This is a genomic window from Actinomyces mediterranea (genome assembly GCF_900155595.1).
GTDB lineage: Bacteria > Actinomycetota > Actinomycetes > Actinomycetales > Actinomycetaceae > Pauljensenia > Pauljensenia mediterranea.
Map to the genome: position 1 here is coordinate 876,333 of NZ_FTPB01000004.1, position 19,890 is coordinate 896,222.

General features: G+C 63.3%; 19 protein-coding genes and 1 pseudogene. 4 read left to right on the plus strand and 16 right to left on the minus strand.

All coding sequences use genetic code 11. The annotated features are described in order from the left end of the window. Positions 1-99 precede the first annotated feature (99 nt). From BQ7471_RS07930 to BQ7471_RS07975, 10 genes are all read right to left on the minus strand, one after another. Entirely contained in the window at positions 100-2,019 is a 1,920-nt protein-coding gene (locus BQ7471_RS07930) for a dipeptide ABC transporter ATP-binding protein (protein WP_076465422.1), read from the minus strand. Further along, on the minus strand, positions 2,016-2,984 hold the full coding sequence (locus BQ7471_RS07935) for an ABC transporter permease (RefSeq protein WP_076465424.1): 969 nt from the start codon (positions 2,982-2,984) through the stop codon (positions 2,016-2,018). The genes BQ7471_RS07930 and BQ7471_RS07935 overlap by 4 nt, the downstream gene beginning before the upstream one ends. Further along, positions 2,977-3,903, minus strand: a complete 927-nt coding sequence (locus BQ7471_RS07940) for an ABC transporter permease (RefSeq protein ID WP_076465425.1) — start codon at positions 3,901-3,903, stop codon at positions 2,977-2,979. The genes BQ7471_RS07935 and BQ7471_RS07940 overlap by 8 nt, the downstream gene beginning before the upstream one ends. A 267-nt stretch (positions 3,904-4,170) precedes the next feature. Next, positions 4,171-5,784: a peptide ABC transporter substrate-binding protein gene (locus BQ7471_RS07945; RefSeq protein ID WP_076465427.1), complete on the minus strand. Its 1,614-nt coding sequence runs from the start codon at positions 5,782-5,784 to the stop codon at positions 4,171-4,173. 184 nt (positions 5,785-5,968) lie between these two features. Then, on the minus strand, positions 5,969-6,703 hold the full coding sequence (locus tag BQ7471_RS07950) for an HNH endonuclease family protein (RefSeq protein WP_076465428.1): 735 nt from the start codon (positions 6,701-6,703) through the stop codon (positions 5,969-5,971). Between the two features lie 130 nt (positions 6,704-6,833). Then, positions 6,834-7,817 carry an alpha/beta hydrolase fold domain-containing protein gene (locus tag BQ7471_RS07955; protein WP_076465430.1) on the minus strand — a complete coding sequence of 328 codons (984 nt, stop codon included), beginning with the start codon at positions 7,815-7,817 and terminating at the stop codon, positions 6,834-6,836. A gap of 76 nt (positions 7,818-7,893) precedes the next feature. Next, on the minus strand, positions 7,894-9,396 hold the full coding sequence (locus BQ7471_RS07960) for an amino acid permease (protein ID WP_076465432.1): 1,503 nt from the start codon (positions 9,394-9,396) through the stop codon (positions 7,894-7,896). 85 nt (positions 9,397-9,481) lie between these two features. Continuing rightward, positions 9,482-10,252 carry a trimeric intracellular cation channel family protein gene (locus BQ7471_RS07965; protein ID WP_083663319.1) on the minus strand — a complete coding sequence of 257 codons (771 nt, stop codon included), beginning with the start codon at positions 10,250-10,252 and terminating at the stop codon, positions 9,482-9,484. Between the two features lie 47 nt (positions 10,253-10,299). Continuing rightward, entirely contained in the window at positions 10,300-11,442 is a 1,143-nt protein-coding gene (locus BQ7471_RS07970) for a VIT1/CCC1 transporter family protein (RefSeq protein WP_076465433.1), read from the minus strand. A 5-nt stretch (positions 11,443-11,447) separates the two neighbouring features. Further along, entirely contained in the window at positions 11,448-11,762 is a 315-nt protein-coding gene (locus BQ7471_RS07975) for a YtxH domain-containing protein (protein ID WP_076465435.1), read from the minus strand. Between the two features lie 150 nt (positions 11,763-11,912). Between BQ7471_RS07975 and BQ7471_RS07980 the strand changes: the two genes are divergently transcribed. Further along, positions 11,913-12,692 (plus strand): alpha/beta hydrolase, encoded by a 780-nt coding sequence (locus BQ7471_RS07980; RefSeq protein ID WP_076465436.1) that lies wholly within the window; start codon positions 11,913-11,915, stop codon positions 12,690-12,692. A gap of 49 nt (positions 12,693-12,741) precedes the next feature. Here BQ7471_RS07980 and BQ7471_RS07985 read toward each other — a convergent pair whose 3' ends face one another. Next, a complete protein-coding gene (locus BQ7471_RS07985; RefSeq protein WP_076466286.1) occupies positions 12,742-13,764 on the minus strand; it encodes a carbohydrate kinase family protein in 1,023 nt (340 codons plus the stop codon). Between the two features lie 171 nt (positions 13,765-13,935). Here BQ7471_RS07985 and BQ7471_RS07990 point away from each other — a divergent pair, with 171 nt between their 5' ends. Next, positions 13,936-14,955, plus strand: coding sequence for a WXG100 family type VII secretion target (locus tag BQ7471_RS07990; RefSeq protein WP_076465438.1), 1,020 nt, complete (start codon positions 13,936-13,938; stop codon positions 14,953-14,955). A 16-nt stretch (positions 14,956-14,971) separates the two neighbouring features. Continuing rightward, the gene (locus tag BQ7471_RS07995; protein WP_076465439.1) at positions 14,972-15,424 is read left to right on the plus strand and encodes a hypothetical protein; all 453 of its coding nucleotides are present in this window, start codon (positions 14,972-14,974) and stop codon (positions 15,422-15,424) included. 230 nt (positions 15,425-15,654) lie between these two features. Here BQ7471_RS07995 and BQ7471_RS11360 read toward each other — a convergent pair whose 3' ends face one another. Continuing rightward, complete coding sequence (locus tag BQ7471_RS11360) at positions 15,655-15,948, minus strand: hypothetical protein (protein WP_076465441.1); 294 nt, start codon at positions 15,946-15,948, stop codon at positions 15,655-15,657. A gap of 309 nt (positions 15,949-16,257) precedes the next feature. After that, complete coding sequence (rhuM, locus tag BQ7471_RS08005) at positions 16,258-17,421, minus strand: RhuM family protein (RefSeq protein ID WP_205408271.1); 1,164 nt, start codon at positions 17,419-17,421, stop codon at positions 16,258-16,260. 363 nt (positions 17,422-17,784) lie between these two features. Between rhuM and BQ7471_RS11915 the strand changes: the two are divergent. Beyond that, positions 17,785-18,179 (plus strand): annotated as a pseudogene (locus BQ7471_RS11915) (transposase). Here the strand turns inward: BQ7471_RS11915 and BQ7471_RS08015 are convergent. From BQ7471_RS08015 to BQ7471_RS08025, 3 genes are read right to left on the minus strand one after another with little or no spacing between them, the layout of a single operon-like run. Beyond that, positions 18,107-18,670: a recombinase family protein gene (locus BQ7471_RS08015; protein WP_076465443.1), complete on the minus strand. Its 564-nt coding sequence runs from the start codon at positions 18,668-18,670 to the stop codon at positions 18,107-18,109. The pseudogene BQ7471_RS11915 and the gene BQ7471_RS08015 sit on opposite strands and share 73 nt — an antisense overlap. 2 nt (positions 18,671-18,672) lie before the next feature. Beyond that, positions 18,673-19,524 (minus strand): Fic/DOC family protein, encoded by an 852-nt coding sequence (locus tag BQ7471_RS08020; protein WP_076465445.1) that lies wholly within the window; start codon positions 19,522-19,524, stop codon positions 18,673-18,675. Further along, complete coding sequence (locus tag BQ7471_RS08025) at positions 19,524-19,727, minus strand: antitoxin VbhA family protein (protein ID WP_076465446.1); 204 nt, start codon at positions 19,725-19,727, stop codon at positions 19,524-19,526. Before BQ7471_RS08025 ends, BQ7471_RS08020 begins: the two co-directional genes overlap by 1 nt. Positions 19,728-19,890 lie beyond the last annotated feature (163 nt).

Genomic DNA, 19,890 nt, shown 5'->3' on the forward strand with positions numbered 1-19,890 from the left:
GCTGTCCGCAAGCCGGTGCCATTGTCTCGCAATGATCCATCGGGAGTCAGGAGCTGTGGGGGACGAGGACGCTGTCGGACGGTCCACGAGTGGAAGGGGTTACAGGTTGAGCTGGATGTGCCGCCCGGGCACCGCCTCGATGAGCTCGCGCGTGTAGTCCTGAATCGGATTGGCGAAGAGCTCATCCGTCGTGTTCTGCTCGACGAGCTTGCCCTTCTCCATGACGACCACGTCGTCGGCGATCTGACGGACGACCGCCAAGTCGTGGGTGATGAACAGGTAGGACAGCCCCAGCTGCGCCTGCAGGTCGTTGAGCAGGTAGAGGATCTGATTCTGGACGAGAACGTCGAGGGCCGACACCGCCTCGTCGAGAACGATGACCTCGGGGTTGAGGGCGAGGGCGCGGGCCACCGCGACTCGTTGCCGCTGCCCACCCGACAGCTCATTGGGGTAGCGTCGCATTGCAGAGCGGGGCAGGGCCACCATGTCGAGCAGTTCGGACACGCGCTTGATGCGCAGCCTCTTGGGGTGGAATTCCTTCTTCTCCTGCGCACTCAGCTCGCGACCGGCCTTCCTCGCATCGACGAGAGTCCGGATCCACTCCTCCGGTTCGCGTCCGGTCCGCTTTGCCCGCGCAAACTCCTGCTCGGCGTAGGCGAAGGTACCGTATCCGTGGACGCGCAGGGGCTCTTCGACGACTCGGAAGATGGAGAACATCGGGTCGAGGGAGCCGTAGGGGTTCTGGAAGACCGCCTGGAGGCGGCGCCGAAGGGCGAAGAGTTCCTTATCCGACAGCATGGACGTGTCCTGGCCGTCGAAGAAGACCCTTCCCGAGGTCGGGTGGAGCAGGTGGAGCACCATATTCGCAGCCGTCGACTTGCCCGAACCGGATTCGCCGACGACGGCGAGGGTGGTTCCCCGACGCAAGGCGAAGGAGACGTCGTCAACGGCGAGGAGCTTCTTCGCCTCGCCTTTCGACCCGCGGATGTCGAACTCCTTGGTGAGGTGCTCGACGCGGACGATCTCCTCTGTCGAGGTCGATCCGTATCCTGCACCCGTGAGTTCTTCGTCGGTCACTTGGATGCCCCGGGCGTGGGCGGACTCGATGCGCGCGGATGCGAGCGACGGGGCCGCTGAGACGAGGCGCTTCGTGTACGGGTGCTGGGGGCGCTGGAGGATCTCCAGGGCGGGGCCTGATTCGACGATGCGGCCGCGGTGCATGACGACGAGCTGCTCGGCGCGCTCGGCGGCCAAGCCGAGGTCGTGGGTGATGAAGAGGACGGCCGTACCCAGATCGTGGGTGAGGGTGTCGAGGTGGTCAAGGATGCGGCGCTGAACCGTCACGTCGAGTGCGGAGGTCGGCTCGTCTGCGATGAGGAGCTTGGGACGGGCCGCCATGCCGATGGCGATGAGGACGCGCTGGCGCATGCCGCCGGAGAACTCGTGGGGGAACTGCTTGGCGCGGCGCTGTGCATCCGGCAGGCCCGCCTCTTCGAGCAGTTCGGATACGCGCGCACCGACGTCGGATCCGGGGACGATGTTGTTGGCGACGAGTGCCTCCTTGACCTGCGTGCCGATGCGCAGCACGGGGTTGAGGTTCGTCATCGGGTCTTGCGGGACGAGGCCGATGCCGGAACCCCTCAGGCGCACCCATTCTTTCGTCGTCAGGTGCGTAATGTCTTCGCCGTCGAATTCGATGGAGCCCGCTGTCACCTGTCCGGTGCCGGGCAGCAGGCCGATGACGGCGGCGGCGGTCGTCGACTTTCCCGAGCCGGACTCGCCGACGATGGCGACGGTCTGTCCGGGGTAGATCGTGAGGTTGGCTCCGCGCACTGCGGGGACGACGCCCGTCGATGTCGTGAATGTGACTTCGAGGTCGGTGATCTTCAGCAGCGGATTCTGGTCGTCCGGGTGGACGTCCTCGACCGGGGCGGGGGCGTCCTCGCCGCCGAGGACTGCGCGGGTGACGGCCTCTTCGAGGGCGTCCTCGTTCAGTGGGAGATTGTTCTGCTCATTCACTTGCGTGCCTTCGGGTCGAGGGCGTCGCGCACCGCGTCGCCCATCATGATGAAGCTGAGGACGGTGAGGGCGAGGGCGAGCGCCGGGTAGAAGAGGACCATCGGGTTGGTGCGCAACGAGGCCTGCGCCGCCGAGATATCGGCGCCCCAGGACACGATCGTCGGGGGCAGGCCGATGCCCATGAAGGACAGGGACGCTTCGGAGACGATGAAGGTGCCGAGTGCGACCGTCGCGTAGACGATGATCGGGGCCATTGAATTGGGGATGATGTGGCTGAGCAGGATGCGCGCCTTGGAGGCTCCCGTTGCTCGCGCCGCGGTCACGAATTCCTCATTCTTCGCGGTCATGACGGCACCGCGGGTGATGCGGGCGATCTGAGTCCACCCGAAGCATGACAGGACGAGGATGACCATCCAGATATTGCGGCCCTCCTTGAACATCTGCATGAAGACGATCGCGGCGAGGAGCAGCGGAATCGCGAAGAAGATATCGGTGATGCGCGACAGGAGGGCGTCGAACCAACCGCCGAAGTAGCCTGCGACGGCGCCGATGACGCCGCCGATGATGACGACGGCGATAGTGGTGAGGACGCCGACGGACACGGATGCGCGTGCGCCGTAGATGACGCGCGCATAAATGTCGCAGCCCTGGCGGTTGAACCCGAAGGGGTGTCCCTCGGCGGGGCCCTTGAGGGAGTTCGTCAATTCGCAGAACCTGGGGTCCTGGGCGGTGAACACGCCGGGGAAGACTGAGATCGCGATGGCGACCAGGATGATGACGAGGGCGACCCAGAAGATGGGGCGCCTACGCAGCCTCTTCCACGCCTCTCCCCATACTGATGAGGGCGCTGACTCGTCGGCGACGGCGTCGACTGCGCCGAGGCCGGTCTCATCGATGTCTGAGACGTAGTGGCGCTGTCCTGCGCGGGTGCGTTCGATGCGTGCGGAAGGAATGTAATCACTCATAGCGGATCCTCGGGTCGAGCACGGCGTACAGCAGGTCAACGATGAGGTTGGCGATGATGTACACGAGCACCAGGACAGTGGTGACGGAGACGACGGTGGCTGGTTCGCCCTTGGTGATGGCCTGCCACAGGGTGCCGCCGACACCGGAGATATTGAAGATTCCTTCGGTGATGATGGCGCCGCCCATGAGGGCGCCGAGGTCGCCGCCGAGGAAGGTCGCCACGGGGATGAGGGAGTTGCGCAGGATGTGGCGGGTCATGACCTGTCCATTGGACAGGCCCTTGGCGCGGGCGGTGCGCACATAGTCGGCGGAGACGTTCTCGGACACGGATTGGCGGGTGAGGCGGATGACGTAGGCGAGGGAGACGCCGCCCAGCACGATCGCCGGCATGGTGAGGGACTGGATCGAGACATTGACGCCGACTGTCGTGGGGAACACTCCGAGTTTGACGCCGAGGATGAATTGGAGGACGAAGCCGAGGACGAAGGTCGGAACCGAGATGAGCAGGAGGGACAGGACAAGGATTGTCGAGTCGAAGAAGCCTCCCCTGCGAACGCCTGCGATGACGCCGGCGACGATGCCGAGGAATGCTTCGATTGCGAGGGCGTAGAGGGCGAGGCGGATGGTGATCGGGAAGGCGTGCGCCATCACCTCGGTGACGGGGCGTCCCGAGAAGGTGGTGCCGAAGTCGAGGGTGACGACGCCTTTGAGGTAGAGCAGGTACTGCATCCAGAAGGGCTTGTCCAAGTTGTACTTGGCCGCGATTTCGGCATAAGCGGCTTCGGTGAGGCCCCGGTCTCCACCGAGGGCTGCGACGGGGTCACCCGGCATGAGGTACACCATCGCGAAGATCAGGAACGTGGCTCCGAAGAAGACCGGTATGGTCTGTAGAAGCCGCCGTCCGATGTAGCGCAGCATGGACAGTCCTTCGAGAATCGGAACGGGAGGAGTCTCCCGCATCTGGAGTATTCAGAGCCACAGAGCTCTGACAGTGGGCGCGCATGAGCGCAGCGGCACTTCCGGCATCATAGGGTAAAAAGACGGCAAACGGGATATCGTGCGCCTGAGTTCTTCACCGTCAGGGCGCACCATCAGTGAAAACACGCCGGTGGCGGATGGGCTGCACCCATCCGCCACCGGGATGTGTCGCACTGTCTGCGTCACCGCTTCGACTCAGTCGTCGAATCACTCGGCCTTGGTGATGGCCTGGTATTCCGGGACGGACTTCCAGTTGAACACCACATTCGAGACCTTCTCGGACCAACCGCCGTTGACATTGGCGTACCACAGCGGGACGACCGGAAGTTCCTTGAAGAGGATCTCCTGGGCCTTGTCGAGAATCTTCGCGCTCTCCTCGGGCGAGGTTGCAGCAGCGGCCTGCGTCATGAGGGAATCGAACTCGGGGTTCGAGTAGTCGGTGTCATTCGAGCCCGCACCGGTCTGATAGAGCGGGGCGAGGAAGTTGTACTTGCCCGGGTAGTCGGCCTGCCATCCGGTGCGGAAGGCAGTGGTGATGGTGCGGTTCGTGATCTCGTCCCGCAGGGACTTGAATTCCGGGTAGGGGTTGCCGACCGCTTCAATGCCGAGCGCGTTCTTGATCGAGTTGGTCGTCGCGTCCACCCACGCCTGGTGACCGCCATCGGAGTTGTAGGCGATCTGGAAAGTGCCGGACCACGGCGAAATGGCATCGGCCTGCGCCCACAGTTCCTTCGCCTTGTCGGGGTTGTAGGTCAGAACCTCGGAACCGGGGACGTGGTCGTTGAAGCCGGGGAGGACCGGGGAGGTGAAGTCCTTCGCGGGTGTGCGGGTGCCGCCGAAGATCGTCTCGGTGATGGTCTCGCGGTCGATTGCGTAGGACAGTGCCTGGCGACGGAGGTTGCCCTCTTCACCGGAGAAATGCTCGAGGGTCGCCGGGATCGCGAAGGATTGGAAGATCGCCGCGGCCTGGTTGACTGAGCGACCGGATAGTTCCTGCTCATAGGTGGCAAAAGCGGAATCCGGGATCGCGTCGAGGATATCGAGGTTGCCGGATAGCAGATCCTGGTAGGCGGCATCCTGCGAGGAGTAGAAGATAATGGTGACGCCACCGTTCTTCGCGACGTTATCGCCCTTGTACTCGGGGTTCGGGATCAGCTTGATCTGAGTGTTGTGCTCCCAGCCGCCCTCGGCGACCATGTAGGGGCCATTGCCGACGGGCTTCTCGCCGCCGGTCTTCGGATCGGCGAGAGTCGAATCCGGGAGGGCGAAGTATGCGGAGTAGCCGAGACGATCCGCCCAGTCGGGGGTCGTCTCCTTCAGCGCCATCGTAAAGGTGTAGTCATCAACGACCTCGAGACCGGTGAGATCACCGGCGCCCTCGTCATCAGAGCCGACGATCGGCTGGTAGAAGTTGACGGCAAGCGCGGCCGCCTTGGCGCCCGCCTTCCACGCCTCGACGAAGTTCTTGGCCTTGACCTCGGTGCCATCGGAGAATGTCACGCCCTTCTTGAGCGTGGCGGTCCACACGGTGTAGTCCTCATTCGGTTTGATGGACTCTGCGACGCCCATCTTCGTATTGCCTTTGGCGTCGTAGTACACGAGGCCCTCGAAGATGAGGTCGAGGATCTTGCCGCCGCCGGTCTCATTCGTATTCGCGGGGATGAGCGGGTTCTGGGGCTCAGAGCCGTTGGCCGTGATGACAGCCGTCGACGAAGTCGCAGTGCTGCCGGAGGAAGCGGTGCCACCGGTGCCGCCGGAGCATGCGGCGAGGCCGAGTGCCAGGACGGCCGGTACGACCAGCCAAGTCCTCTTGAGGTTCATGAATGACTCCTCTTTAGTTGATGGATTCGTCCTGCGCCATCATGGCCGCAAGATATGCGTGCGAGCATAACGGGAATCACCGAGCATTTCTTTCCTTGTCCGTCACGTGTACGTTGCTATTCGGTTACAAAATGTCAAGAAACCTATATAAACGGCAAAATAATCGTCATGTGACATGTGGATGCTACTCACAGGACGCGAGGACCTTGATCATCGCATCGCGTTCGGCCTCGGTAATGGACAAACCCCATTGCGTCTTCACGGAAATCTGCCGCTTGACGTACTCGCAGTGGAACCCGGTGTTCTCCGGGAGCCATGCATCGGCAGAGGCGGCTTCCTTGTCCTGATTCGCCTGACCGTTGACGGCGAGTAGATTCGATTGGTCGTTCGCGAATCGTTGACGCGTCGCCGTGTCCCACGCCCAGGCACCCGACTTCCACGCATCGGCAAGGGCGACGACATGATCGATCTGGACGAGGCCGGAGGTGTTCTGTCCGCGCTGAAACTCGATAATCGTCCCCGTGTACGGCTCTGCGAGGGTTCCCGACAGGACCACGCATCCATGTGTTCCCTCTTTGAATGTCGGGCGGGCCAAGTCGCGCGCGAGGACATCATTGCGGGTGTCGCAGCCGTTGTGGTCCTCATCCGCCCAGGTTTGACCGAAGGCCTGGCGATCATATCGGGGGATCTGGTCCTCATCCCGAGCAGTGCGGATGGGAAGGGTCTCCAATTGATGCGATTCTTCAGAATCGGGGAGGGAACGCGCGTGCGGGCGAGTTCCAGGAATAGGGATTTGCGCCCGAGCTGTATCGATCGCGACACGGAAGGCGGGGCTTAGCGCCCAGGCGATGATGAGGAGGATCACCAGCGCGACGATCCCATCGCCGATGTCGACTCCCCGACGTCGCTTGCGCCCCACTGCTGCTCCCTCCCCCTCAGGCGGTCCCCACGGCCGACATGCCGGATGGTCGCACTCACGACCACTCGGCCATTGTCGATCACCCCGTGCTCATTTGCATGCGCCGAGCAGTCGTCCTGTGGATAAGTTCTCAGTGGCTCCGAATGATGCGGATCATCTCCCGCACCGCGCTCTTCGCCTCGGGGGTGGGGAACAGGGGGTACACATGCGGCAGCGCCCGGCCGACGTGGAGGCACTCCTCGACGCCCGCAGCGCGGAGCCCATCATGAAGCGCCTGTACATCGGGGAACAGCACCTCGTAGGCGCCGACGAAGGAGGTGACCCTCGTGCCCGGCGCGCTCAGCGGCGACAGGTCCGCATTGATCGGCGATAGATGCCAGTCGTCGTACGCGGTCGTCCCCGCCCAACCGCGGGCGAACACTGCGAGGGTCGGTCGGCCCAGCCACGGGTCGAGCGCCTCATACTCCGGAATCCGAGGATTCGTGCAGGTCAGATCGACCCACGGGGAGATGAGGATCAACTCGTCGGGGATCGTCACGCCCGCCTCGGCGGCTTCGAGTGCGAGGGCGAGGGCGAAGCCCCCGCCGGCGCTGTCCCCCATGAGGATGATCCGCGCACCCGGGTTCTCATCAAGGACCTTCGCGTACAGGCGGAACACCTCGCTATGCGCCTGTTCCCACGTGAATCCGGGTGCGAGAGGGTAGGCGGGGGCGTAGATGCGGGCATCGGTGTCGGCACTCAGGGATTCGAGGAGCTTGCCGTGCGCAGCGGACATGGGGTAGGTGTAGCCGCCTCCGTGCAGAAAGACGATCACCGTCGACGCCGGTGGAGGGTCTCCCAGAACGGCCACCGGCATGTCGCCGAATAGCCGGGCGATCCCCGGCTTTCGCAATGAACGGGGCAGGCTCGCACCGAAAGAGGGCGCTAATACAACCGCCATACGGGGGATGAGGCGGTCCTTGCGCATGGCGTGCGACGCCGCGCGCAGCAGTCCGTCACATGCGCTCGCCCTGAGCGACCTTCCCCACCGCGACCTCGAGTAGAGCGAACAGGCTGCGCCTCCCGCGCCAATGAGGACTCCGAGAGCCGCTGCCCCAAGGACTTTCTTCATCATCGTTCCTTCGCCGGTCTACGACAGAATACCGGCCCGCCCCCTTCAGGCACGTCGCACTGAGCGCTCACGCAGGAGGTCAGACCCGGCCGCTGCGCGAGAGCCACCACCGTCTGACGGCGTAGATCGCGACGATGATGACGGTGAGAGCCGTCATCGCGATGAGTTGGCGGCGCGCCACCGGATCCCACGCCATGAGGCCGCCCACTCCCGCGAGGGAGGCGAGGACGACCCAGTCGAGCCACGGCCACCCCGGCATCATGACGCGGTCGATGCCCTCCGCATCGAGGCGGGGACGAAGGCGGATGTGCGACACGACGATGAACACCCACGCGACGAGGAGGACCATGCCGATCGCATTGATGAGGATCCCGAGGAGCACTTCGGGCAGATACCAGTTGAGGGCGACCGAGACGAGGGCGAGGGCGATCGACACGGACACTGCGCGTCTCGGCGTGCGTCCTCGGGCGATGTCTCCGACGGCCCCCTCCTCGTCCACGATCTCCGATACGCGGTGCCCGCCCTCGTCAGTCGAAAGGCGCGCCGCAGGTGCGGCGGAGCCGAGCAACCATGTCCAGCCCATGCCGCGCGCCGACAATGAGTACGCCATGCGCGAGGACGCGAAGACGATGGCGCTGAATGCGCTGATCAGCGCGACGAAGACGACCGCTTCCATGATGACGCCGACGGCGGGGACGCCCGCCATGGTGAGTACCGCGGCAAAGGGGGACTGCCTCATCTGCTCGGAGTCCCAGGGCAGCAGGCACACGAGGAGAACGACGGAACCGACGTAGAAGACGAGGATGCGGCCGATCACCGAACGGATCGCGCGGCTCATCGCCTCACGGGCGTCCTCAGCCTCGGCGGCTGCGATCGTCACCGTCTCGATGCCCCCGAAGGAGGTGATGATGGCGAGCAGCCCGACTGCGACTCCGGACATCCCCGTCGGCATGAGCCCGCCGTGTCCGAGGAGATTATCGGCGATGGAGCCCGCTCTGCCGGGAATGACGCTCGTCACGAGGCCGATCGCGATGATCATGAACACGATGATCGCTGTGACTTTGATTCCGGCGAGCCAGGCCTCGACCTCGCCGAAGTCTCCCGCCGCCATGAGGTTGATGCCCCCGAAGACGATCACAATGACGAGGGCGACGCTCCACTGCGGAACACCGGGGAACCATCCGGTGAAGATCCTCGCGGCGCCGGTGATCTCCATGCCGAGGACGAGGATCAGCATGAACCAGTAGAGCCATCCGACGGTGAAACCCGCCCACCTGCCGATGCCGACCTCGGCATAGGTCGAGAAGGAGCCCGTGGAGGGCAGGGCGCTGGCGATCTCTGCGAGCGCGTACATCACCGAGACCGCGACGAATGCGGCGAGGATGTAGCTGATGAGCACTGCGGGCCCCGCTTGGGCAATCGCCTCCCCCGTGCCGAGGAAGAAGCCCGCCCCGATGGCGCTGCCGAGCGCCATCATCGACAGGTGCCTGGTTGTGAAGCGGCGCGGTTGCGCGTTCCCTGCTGCGTGCCCGGAGGTGGTGGGCTGTGATGCGGCAGGCACGGTTCGACTGGTCGTCACCATATGCCTTTCGTCATGCGCGGCCCTCCCGGCGGGGTGGTTCGGGGTGGCGCGTCAGTGAGCGTGAGATGAATAGTGAGAACACTACTCACATGCGCTGGTGGGGGCCCGCCTCGTCCGCACTGAGAACGCTCGGCTCCACGGGGGCGCGCCGCCCATCGCACCCGGATTTCACCGCCCGCTCTCCGAATAGTGCTCTCAGTTGCGTCGACGTGATCGTCAGCGTCCAGTCCCCCGCCTGCGGCAATTGCCAGCGCCTCCAATGAGCGATGACGGTGAATCCCGAGCCGATGATCGTCGCGACGAGCATCCCGATGGTCGGCTGATCCCATTGCCAGCACACGATCATGATCAACGCGGATGCGAGGGCGGGCGTCGCGTAGAGGTTGTTGCCTCCGAACACGTGGGGAACGTTCCCCGCGGAAACGTCTCGGATCGCGCCGCCGCCGACTGCAGTGACGATTCCGAGCATGATCGCGGGGAGGATTCCGAACCCGGCTTGCAAAGTTTTGAGGGCTCCCGTGGCCGCCCAGCATCCCAGGACGATTCCGTCGGCGATGATGAGGGCGATGCGCCAGGGGCGGGACTCCAGTTTCCACAGCATCGCGATCGCCGCTCCGACGAGGGCGGTGCCCAGGTAGTAGGGGTCCGTCAGCGCGACGGGCGGCCCCGCCTGAAGGAGGACGTCGCGCAGCATTCCCCCTGCGAGGGCGGACATGATCGCGAGTACCGCGAATCCGACGGCGTCGAAGCGCTTCGTACGGGCGAGACGCCCGCCGATGATGCCGTTGAAGACAACACCGAGGAGGTCAATAGCGCGGAAGACGTCGGGCAATGCGTCATTGAGGGCGTCGAGCACGCCCCCTATTGTCGGCCATCACCGGCCGTTTTCGCACCTCTCCCCTCTCAGCCCACGGCTGTGCCGAAGGCGAGGCCGAGGAGGTAGGTGATCGCAGCAGCACCGTATCCGATGAAGAGCTGGCGGATCGCCCTGGGAAGCGGGGCCTGTCCCGACAGGACGCCGACGACGCCGCCGGTCCCGAGCAGAGCGAGGCCGACAACAAGCGCGGCGAGGATGATCGCCGTGAACCCCGATAGTCCGAGCAGGTAGGGGATGAGAGGGAAGAAGGCTCCGATGGCGAAGAAACAGAATGAGGAGGAGGCGGCACCCCATGGCGTCCCCACCTGTTCGGTGGCGCCCTCCATGTGCTGGGGACCGCTTTCGAAGGCGGAGCGCACCGCGATGACCCCGGAGTCGGTGGACGCGGGGCTGGAGATCTGTGCGAACACTCTCGCCGCATGCTCATCCGCTTCCTCGGGCGACTCCCCGCGCGCCTGGAACACGAGGGCCAACTCATTGGCATTCACATCGAGGGCGGGAACCGCCTGATGCGCCTCGGGGTCGGGGATGGAGGCGTCGAGGAGTTCGCGTTGAGAGGTGACGGACACCCACTCGCCCGCCGCCATTGACAGCGCCCCGGCGAGCAGGCCGGCGACGCCGGTGGCCAGCACCATCGATGGCGCCATGCCCGTCGCAGCAACGCCGAGTACGAGGGCGAGGTTGGAGACGAGGCCGTCATTGGCTCCGAAGACTGCGGCGCGGAAGGTGCCCGCGAGTGCCTCTCGTGAGCGTGCGGTCAGTCCGCGGATCACCTCGCCGTGGATGTGCTCGTCCGCCGCCATTTGCGCGGGGGCGTCCTCGTCGATGTCGTAGATGGTGCGCTGTTCTGCGCGCTGGGCCATTGCGAGGATGAAGATCGTCCCGAATACCTGTGCGAGCCATGCGCTCACGCGCACTCGGATCGAGGGGCGGGGCGCTGGGAGAGCCTTGTCTCCGAGGAGTGCCAGCCAGTACTCCTCATGACGGCGCTCCGCGTCGGCCAATTGCAAAAGAACTTCGCGTTCCCACCCGGTGCGGCGCTCTGCGAGTGCCCTGTAGGTGCGCGCCTCCATGCGCTCTTCAGCGAGGTGTCGGCGCCAGCGGCGGATCTGGGCGCGCGTGGGCTCGGGACGGTCGACGGGGATGTCGATCGGTGTGAACGATGGCATTCGGTTCAGGAGTGCGTTTCGGCCGACATATGGGCATCTGTCCCGACGGCGCCGACGTCACTCGCCTGCGAAGGCGAGGCGGGGGCGCCGAAGAGGCGCTCCTTCACAGCATCGGCGACTTTGTCGGTGACTCGCTCGCCCTGTTGGCGTACGACGTCGGACACCCTTTCGCCCGCAGAGTCGAGGGGGGCGGCGATGACGGGGATCCGGCGCAGCTTCGACGCCGCTTCGCGGATCTTCTCGTACTGTTCGCGGCCCGCGCGGGCGCCGAGAATATAGCCCGCTGCGAGGCCGACTGCCAGTCCGAACTTCGTTCCCATGACCATTCCTTCACTTCGAAGCGGCACAGTGTCTGTCCACTACCCTACCGTTCGCACCGAACGGCGGATACACCGCATCGGAGAATTCACACACGTGCATGTTGCGGAATACGGGTCGCACGAGGTCAAGACCACCGGTAGCGTAGTGGGGTGAGTGAAATCAGGATCCCCACTCCCCGGGGCGTGAGCCTTGCAGGGACGTATATCGCACCCGTGGACAGCGTTGATGCGGCGGTCCTGTTCTCTCATTCCTTCCTCGCCGACCGACATTCTGCGGAGCACTTCGACCGGCTCGGGCGGCTGTATCGCGCCAGCGGGTATGCGACCCTCGAGTTCGACTATTCAGGGCACGGGGAATCGGGCGACGAGATCATCACCCTCGACGCTGAGATCGAGGATCTTCGCGCGGCCTCCGGCTGGCTCGCCGATCAGGGGTACGGTCGGCAGGTCATCCATGCGCATTCCTTCGGGGCGACCGTTGCGCTGGCGGCCAAGCCTGTCGCCGCACTCACCTATATCCTGTCGTCGCCCTCGATCGGCCCGATGTCGGTGGATTGGACCGCGATCTTCTCCGATGTGCAACTCTCCGACCTTGAGCAGTACGGGGTGACGACTATCCCCGATGATTCGGCATCGATCCGCAACCAGTTCACGATCTCGAAGCAGACCCTCATGGACTTGTCGATGGGCGATGCTGAGAAGCTGCTGAGCGGCCTCGATAAGCCGACTCTCATCATTCACGACGCCGCCGATGTCGAATTCGGCCTATTGGCGGCGACACAGGAGGCGTTCCACCTGCTGCCCGACGGGTCGCGCGTCGAGGTTGCCGGCCGGGCCCAGTTCGGCGCGGGCATCAGAGTCGAGGACTTGGATGCCCCATCGTTGGAGTGGGCGCACCGGTGGGTGCCCGTCGTGCGCCGATCCGAGTAGCCGATAGGCGGACAGCCGCACCGACAGCGCCTCTTCGATGCGGCGAGCGCTAGTCGGCGCCGTTGAGGTAGTCGCGCACCGCCTGCGCTGTGCGCTCGTCCTCGATCCATGTGCGCGTCCCGAATAGCGTCGTCGAGATGCCCGCGATGCGTGCGGCGAAGCGGATCTGCTTCGTCGGCTCCCCGATCGACTCTCCCGCCGCATGGGCGAGTCCGAAGGCCCAGGCGAGAGCACCGTGGAAGACGTCTCCCGCGCCGAGGGTGGAGGTCGCGATATCGTCGCTGGCGGGCGTCTCGCCGCACTCGGCGTCCCACCACCATTGGATCGGCCCGGGTCCTTGTGTGCGGATCACCCGGGTGATGCCGAAACCGGCGAGGAAACGGGCGATCGCGCCCCCATCTGGGGTCGACATGAGGGGTGGGCAGAAGTCGGCGGAGAGGACGGCGACGTCAATGAGGGGCAGCAGCGGAGTGAACCAGTCCTTCCACGACCCGCCGTCGAGCAGTCGCAGGTGAGACGGTTTCACATCGATGTCCGCGAAGGGATCGTCGTCGACCCCGGGGGATGGGGCGACGCCGAGGCGAAGGGCGAGGTCAGCGAGCTTCGGATTATGTCCGTCGACGAGGACGACATCGGGCGCACCATGAGCGGCCAGGGCGGCGTCGAGCATCCGCTCCGCTGTTTCCGCATCGACGTCAATGCGCGCATTCGTGGAGGCGACCATGCGCCCGTCAGGGTGTTCAATGATGGAGGAGACGGCCGCCCTCGCGGCGCTATCCCCGGGCCGTGTCGCATCGAGGAGGCCGACTGCGCACTCGTCGAGGTCGGCGCGGATGACGGACGCGATGGCGCCCCCTCCGACGGCGCTGAGCAGCGTCACTGCGCAGGCTCCGTCCTCGTCGATAGCGGAAACGATGGCACCCAGCGCTGCGACGGTGACGGCGGCGTTCGTCGACGGGCCGCCAGCCGCCATGAGGTGCTGCGTCGACGTCGTCTTCGTCGTGAGGCTCGGAGCGTGGTCGAGGGCGTGGATGACGTCAAGGGTCGTCAGGCCAGCGAACAAAGCATGCATGACACCCATTGTCGCTGATCGGGGCGTCGCAACGAGGGCGGACCCACAGCGGCGACAGCGCAATGGGGACGATTCCCCATTGAAACGGAACACTCGCCACATCAATACTGATATCAGTACCCGTCTCGCCATTTACGATCGGAACGAGGAACAGCGATGCCAGTGCTTGGAATGGATACTGAACAGGCACGATCACTCGCGCAACAGTTCGCGAAGACCGCCGACGAACTCGATGCCCAGATCGTCAGCACACTGGGCAAACAGATCGCAGCCAGTCCGTGGAAAGGAATGGCGGCTGACACATTCCGCCACCAGTGGCTCAGTATCTTCGCTCCGAATGTGCGCGCAGTCGCCACCGAGTTGCGCTCCGCCTCGGAAACGCTGAACAAAAATCTCGCAGCGCAGGAGCAGACCTCGGCCGACGACGGTGCTTCGAGTAGCACGAGTACGAGCGGCAGTGGCTCATCCTCAACAGACGGCAGTGCCTCATCCTCAACAGACGGAGGAACACATGGGGCGGTTCCAACAAACGGAGGCACACCAGCCCCCGCCTCTCCCGGAAATCGTCCTTCACTCGATGACGTGCTCCGAGACAATCAGGTCTCTGACGACACAATGGTCGACTGGGAGCCCGGCTTCCCGTTCAGTCTCGCAACTGACCCGAAGAAGATCACGGCGGGCGAGGCTAGTATGCTCGACGATCTGTGGCCATGGCAGCAAAATGACTTCAAGGACATCCACGACGAAGCCTTCGCCGAAGCTGACGAGGTGTTTCCTCCCACAGGGGACCCTAATGACCCCGGCAGTCGGAATGACAACCATAACGACGCATACCGACATGCACTCTGGAGCGCTAAGCTGGCTCAGACATTCGGAGCCGATTGGGCGCAGAAATACACCACCGCCCACGAACGGATTCCTGGAAACGAGCCTCAGCGAGAAGCCATGGATTTGCACAATAACAATCTCGGGATTCAATTAGTCCGCAATAATCCGAATGCATCGCCGGAAGAAATCGCGCGTATGATTGAGGATGCCATCAACAATGGCGATGCGGTCGTTGTGGATTCCAACGGTAACCTTGCATGGAGTGATCAGGTGCCGCAGGGTCAAACAGGACACCCCGCCGACGGACAGCCTCCTCTCCCCGGCAAGGATCCCGGTGAGCCGAATTCCGACGGAGAATCGTAAGAAGGAGTGACCAGCGATGCGCAGTCTCGTCACCAGGGTGCTGGCGGCATACCTGCTTGCCGCTTCCGTATTCGTCCTCGCATCCTGTCAACTGGGAGGGAATTCAATGCTGACATCCAATGACACGCTCGACAAATGGCTCGTGTCCATCATCGACTCGAAGGATGAGCCCGTTCCATTGACATCTCTTACGGACTTCGAATGGGACGAATTCGGCTTCGCGACTGAGGGGACGACTGCCGACGACATCAAACGAGTCTTCGGTGAGCGAATCATCAAGGACAACCGCTACTCCAGTTCAACGAACCTCTTCGTTTTCAAGAAGGACGGCGCAGTCATCCACGCGATCATGGTCTCCGTCGACTACTTCGACGCCGACGAGGCGCTCACGTTGTACTCCGATGAGGTCACCATCGGTTTCAGAGAAACGACTGCCCGCCCCGACTTGCTCCACTTCGTTGATGAGTGACGGGTGATAGAGGCGTTGATCGGCGAGTGCCCACAGCCCGTCGTCGGCGAGTACTCAACTCCGAAGTCGTGAGAATAGCCTGTTCCGATGCTGTCTGACGAGACCCTTTCTCGTCAGGGGAGCGAACTTCCATCTCTCCCACTCAGTCCGAGATCTTCATGTAGTGGACGCTGAAATCCGATCTGACGAGTCGAAACTCCTGATGATGTCGTCCGAAGCTGAAAGGACTATCACTCGGTTTCTGCCAGATATCGAGCCCCGCGGATGTTCCGATAGACGCCGGGTGCATTAGAGGCGAAGTCGTCCATTGCACGGGTGAATATCCAGAGGACGAAGTCGTCGACGGACGGGGCGTCACTCCGGTAGCCGTATATGTCATGCAAGCCCGACCAGAAGAAGTCGTCAAGATCGAATGCCCGGAACTCGTCGATTTTCGCATCGCAATCGTCGGCGGCATTGAGTAGGATCTCTCGCGTAATCTCTCGGAGATCCTGTGATTGGAGGACTTGAGGAGGACCTGGCACATCTTCGTCCGAAGGAGTGCCGGATCGTCGTCTTCGGCGAGTAGCTTCTCGAGTGCTTGTTGCAGAAGGCCGCCGCGAAGAACTTCGGGTGGGCTTCGATAACGCGCAGGAGTAGCGGGTTCTCGATTCCGAGTTCCTAATCGAACAACCAATTGCCGGTACCTGTAGGGATCTCACCCGTGCGGTACACAAGGTGCTTGCTCTCGTGGTCGGTGAGTAGGCGGTGCTTGATGCCGAACTCGTCGCCTTGGACCCACATGAGCACGACGTCCTCGGGGACGTAAGTCTCGACGCTATCGTTGTAATTCCCTACACCGTCGTGCCAGAAGAGGATCTTCTGCGTAGTCGAGGCATGGTGACGATCCGATCGAGTTCTGTGATTTCGGCTGCCGCCAGGTAGTTCTTCGGAGTCATCATGTCACGTTTGCGAACGACGGTTCCGCTCCATGAGGTGAGACCCATATTCGAGGCCTCGGGGTTGGAGCGCACGGAGATGATTTCCGCTGCGGTCTGTCCTGTCACAGCCCAGAGCATCTTGTTCTGAACTGTCGCGAAGAAGGCCTTCGCGGCCCGGCTCGACGAGTCGTAGTCGATCGCTGTCGCGTAGAGGTCGCGAACCTTCTGGTAGAAGCGCTTCTCCGAGGCTCGGATGTCTCGGATCCGCTCCAAGCACTCGTCGAAGTAGTCCCAGCCGTCCGAGCCCTTGAGTTTCGCGTCGTCCATAGCGAAGCCCTTGACGAGGTAGTCCTTGAGAACGCTCGTCGCCCACTGCCGGAACTGGACCGCACGAGGAGTCGTCACGCGGTAACCGACAGCAAGGATCATGTCGAGGTTGTAGACCGTGATGTGCCGACGAACGTCTCGCTCGCCTTCTCGGCGAACTATTAACTCTGAGTGAATAGTTGCCTCGTCGACCTCTCGATCATCAAGAACGCGCCTGATGATCTGCGCAATGTTGGGAACCGAAGTGCCGTACAGTTCCGCCATTTCGGCTTGAGTCAGCCACACGGTTCCCTCCGATGCACGCAGTTGCATCTGCGCCCCGTCGTCGGCGTTGTAGAGGATCACCTCACTGTTCATCCGCTTGCTCCTCCGATTTTCGTCAGTTGTCTGCTTTTTTGAGCCCTTTGATGCGTGTGAGTGCATCCCGAACTTCGGGTAGTTGATCCGCACGCCATCATCGAGGTCGATCTCGATGTTCTCCGTCGCTTTCGGGAAGAGGACGTCGTGCTCGTACTCGTTGAGTTCGATGAGGACTGCGCGCAAACGATCCGCTTCCTTCGCATCATTGTCACGCTCGGCATGGGCAAGTGCGGACTCGAGCTTCGTCACGTACTCGCGCAGGTAGGTGAGGACTCTCGACACCGTCGAAGGCGTGTAGCGGTGGGCTAGCGGCAGAAATGTGTGTACAGGATTGACATTTTTGGGCGTAATTGCAGTGGAAATGACGGTGTAAACATGCTCTGAGAGCATGTTCGGGGTGTGTTTGATGGTTTGTGTAGGTCGTACTGAGAGGAGCGGTGAGAGTCATGATCGTGGTCGGGGAGAAGATGTGGGCGGGGCTTTCGGGTCGGGAGTTGGTTGAGTATTTGAAAGCGAGCGGGCAGTTGGACGTCCTGTTCGCTCAGATCGATGTCGGTCAGGTGTAGCTGACTGGGGATGGCGGGTTCGTGCCCGCGCTGGTCAAGGCCGCGGTTGAGTGAGGATTACAGGCCGAGCTGTGCAGTCATCTTGGCTATGTGAAGGGCTCACGTGAGGCACCGCGCTCCCCCAACTCCCGTAACGCAACGACATCGAAGGACGGTACAGACCGAGGTCGGGCCGGTCGTCCTGGAGGTGTCCAGGTGCCGGGAGGGGGCGTTCACCCCGCGCCTGGTACCCAAGGGCCAGCGGCGCCTGGGGGCGTGGACGAGATGATCATCAACCTCGACGCCAAAGGGATGACGGTCCGTAATATCCAGCACCACCTGGCCTCCACGATCGGCACGGACTTGTCGCACGAGACGATCTTGCACATCACCGACGCCGTGCTCGAGGAAGTCGCCGCGTGGCAGGCGCGGCCACAGGAGGAGTTCTACCCGAAGGGCGCTGCGCGTCGCTACGCGATGCGACAAGCGGCACCCTTGACAGCTCCCTTCCGCCCACCTTCTGGCTACTATCAGGACGAAGGAGAAGACTGCACGCGGTTTAGCGCCCGGATCACGCTGGAGCGGCCAACGCCGAGCAGCTGAGCGATCTCCTGGAAGCTCTGCCCCTCGGCCCGCAGGCGCACGGCCTCGGCCGTGCGCGCCGGGGTCATCACGCTCGGACGACCGCCCACCCGGCCGCGCGATCGCGCGGCCGCTAGACCCACCATGGTTCGCTCGCGCACCAGATCCCGCTCGAACTGAGCAAAGGCCCCAGCGACATGGAACAGCAGCCGCCCCGTCGGGGTCGTGGTATCGATCGCTTCCGTCAACGAACGGAACTGCACTCCCCTCTCCCCCAAGCCCTGAACAAGCTCGATCAGATGTGGCAACGACCGCCCCAGGCGGTCCAGCCGCCACACCACGAGCACGTCACCCTCGCGCAGATAGTCCAGCGCGGCCTCCAACTCAGGCCGCGCTCTCTTAACCCCCGAGACATGATCCGTGAACACCCGCAAGCAACCTGCCGCAGCCAGCGCATCAAGCTGGCCTCCCAGCTCCTGCTCAGCAGTAGACACTCGTGCGTACCCGATCATGCTCACCGCAACGGCCCGCCTCGTCGTGGCCGCGTCGGCCCCAGCTCCGTCGGCTTCGAGCCACGCTCGGCTATCCGTCGGCTAATCTCCTCGCCCAAATACTTACGGGTCGCGGCCCGCTGCGCCGCCAACGTCTGAGCGGGTGGCGCATGCAACGGCACAACTTCCTTGCGAAGCACGTCAACCAAACGTGAGTTGTCCCCCGTGGCCTGGCTATAAAACCTCGCGGCCACGAACTCCTCGCGTGCCCGACTGCTCGGCAGAAAGCGGGTAGGCTCGATCTTCCAACCTGCCTGTGCCGCCAGTTGCGTGAAAAACGCGAACTGGCTGCGAGTGTTTCCCTCCCGGAAGACGTGGATGACGTTCAGCTCGCCCCAGATCTCCCCCAGCTCGCGCACGAAGGTCTCATGGTCGAGCCCCTGCAACAAGTTCTTGCCCGCCAGCTTGGCGTATTGGGCCTCGGCCGCCGACTCCATCGCCGGACCGGCCGGGTAGTACGAATAGGAGCGCCACGGCGCAGACGGGTCGCCCACGGCGTAGCTCACCACATCCGGCCCCATCTTAGTCATTGGCCCATGCGTCGGCGCCACCCGCGCCTGTCCGGCCCACTCGTAAACGTCCTGGAAGATATACCCGTGGATCGCCTTCATGTGGGCGTAATCGAACCGACCTTGGATCGGAGCGGCTGTCAGCTCACCCAAACGTTGGGCGGTCATGGCTTCTTCCAGCCGCTTCAGCGTGGCGGCATCAGGCTCACCGAACGGCTTGCCCGGCGCGATGAACTTGTTCCTCAACACAGACGTACCTGGGATGAAATAGTCATCCCAGGTACGAAAGGTATACAAGCCAGGCATCAGCCTTGAATGTGTCGGCGCAGCGCCTCGCGCGCCTCGTCACCGCACAACTCGCCGCGAGCGTTCCGCTCCAGGATGTCAAGCGCGACCGGGTCAATGATCTCGTGCCCAGCCACCGCTAGGGCAGCCAAAGCGAAGTCCATCCGTTCCTTGGCCTCAGCCTCAGTGAAGCGAGCCGGGGGTGCCGCCAGGTTAACAGTCATAGGAGCTACCTCCTTCTCCTAGGTCTCTATTTTACCAGCCCAGACCGAAACCCGTCTATGTAAGGTTTCGGTCAGTCTTGGTTTCGGTCGGGGGTTTCGGTCGATTCCGACTACGGATTTTGGGTGGCCGACGCGCATCAGCGCTCACCGCCCGCTAACGATC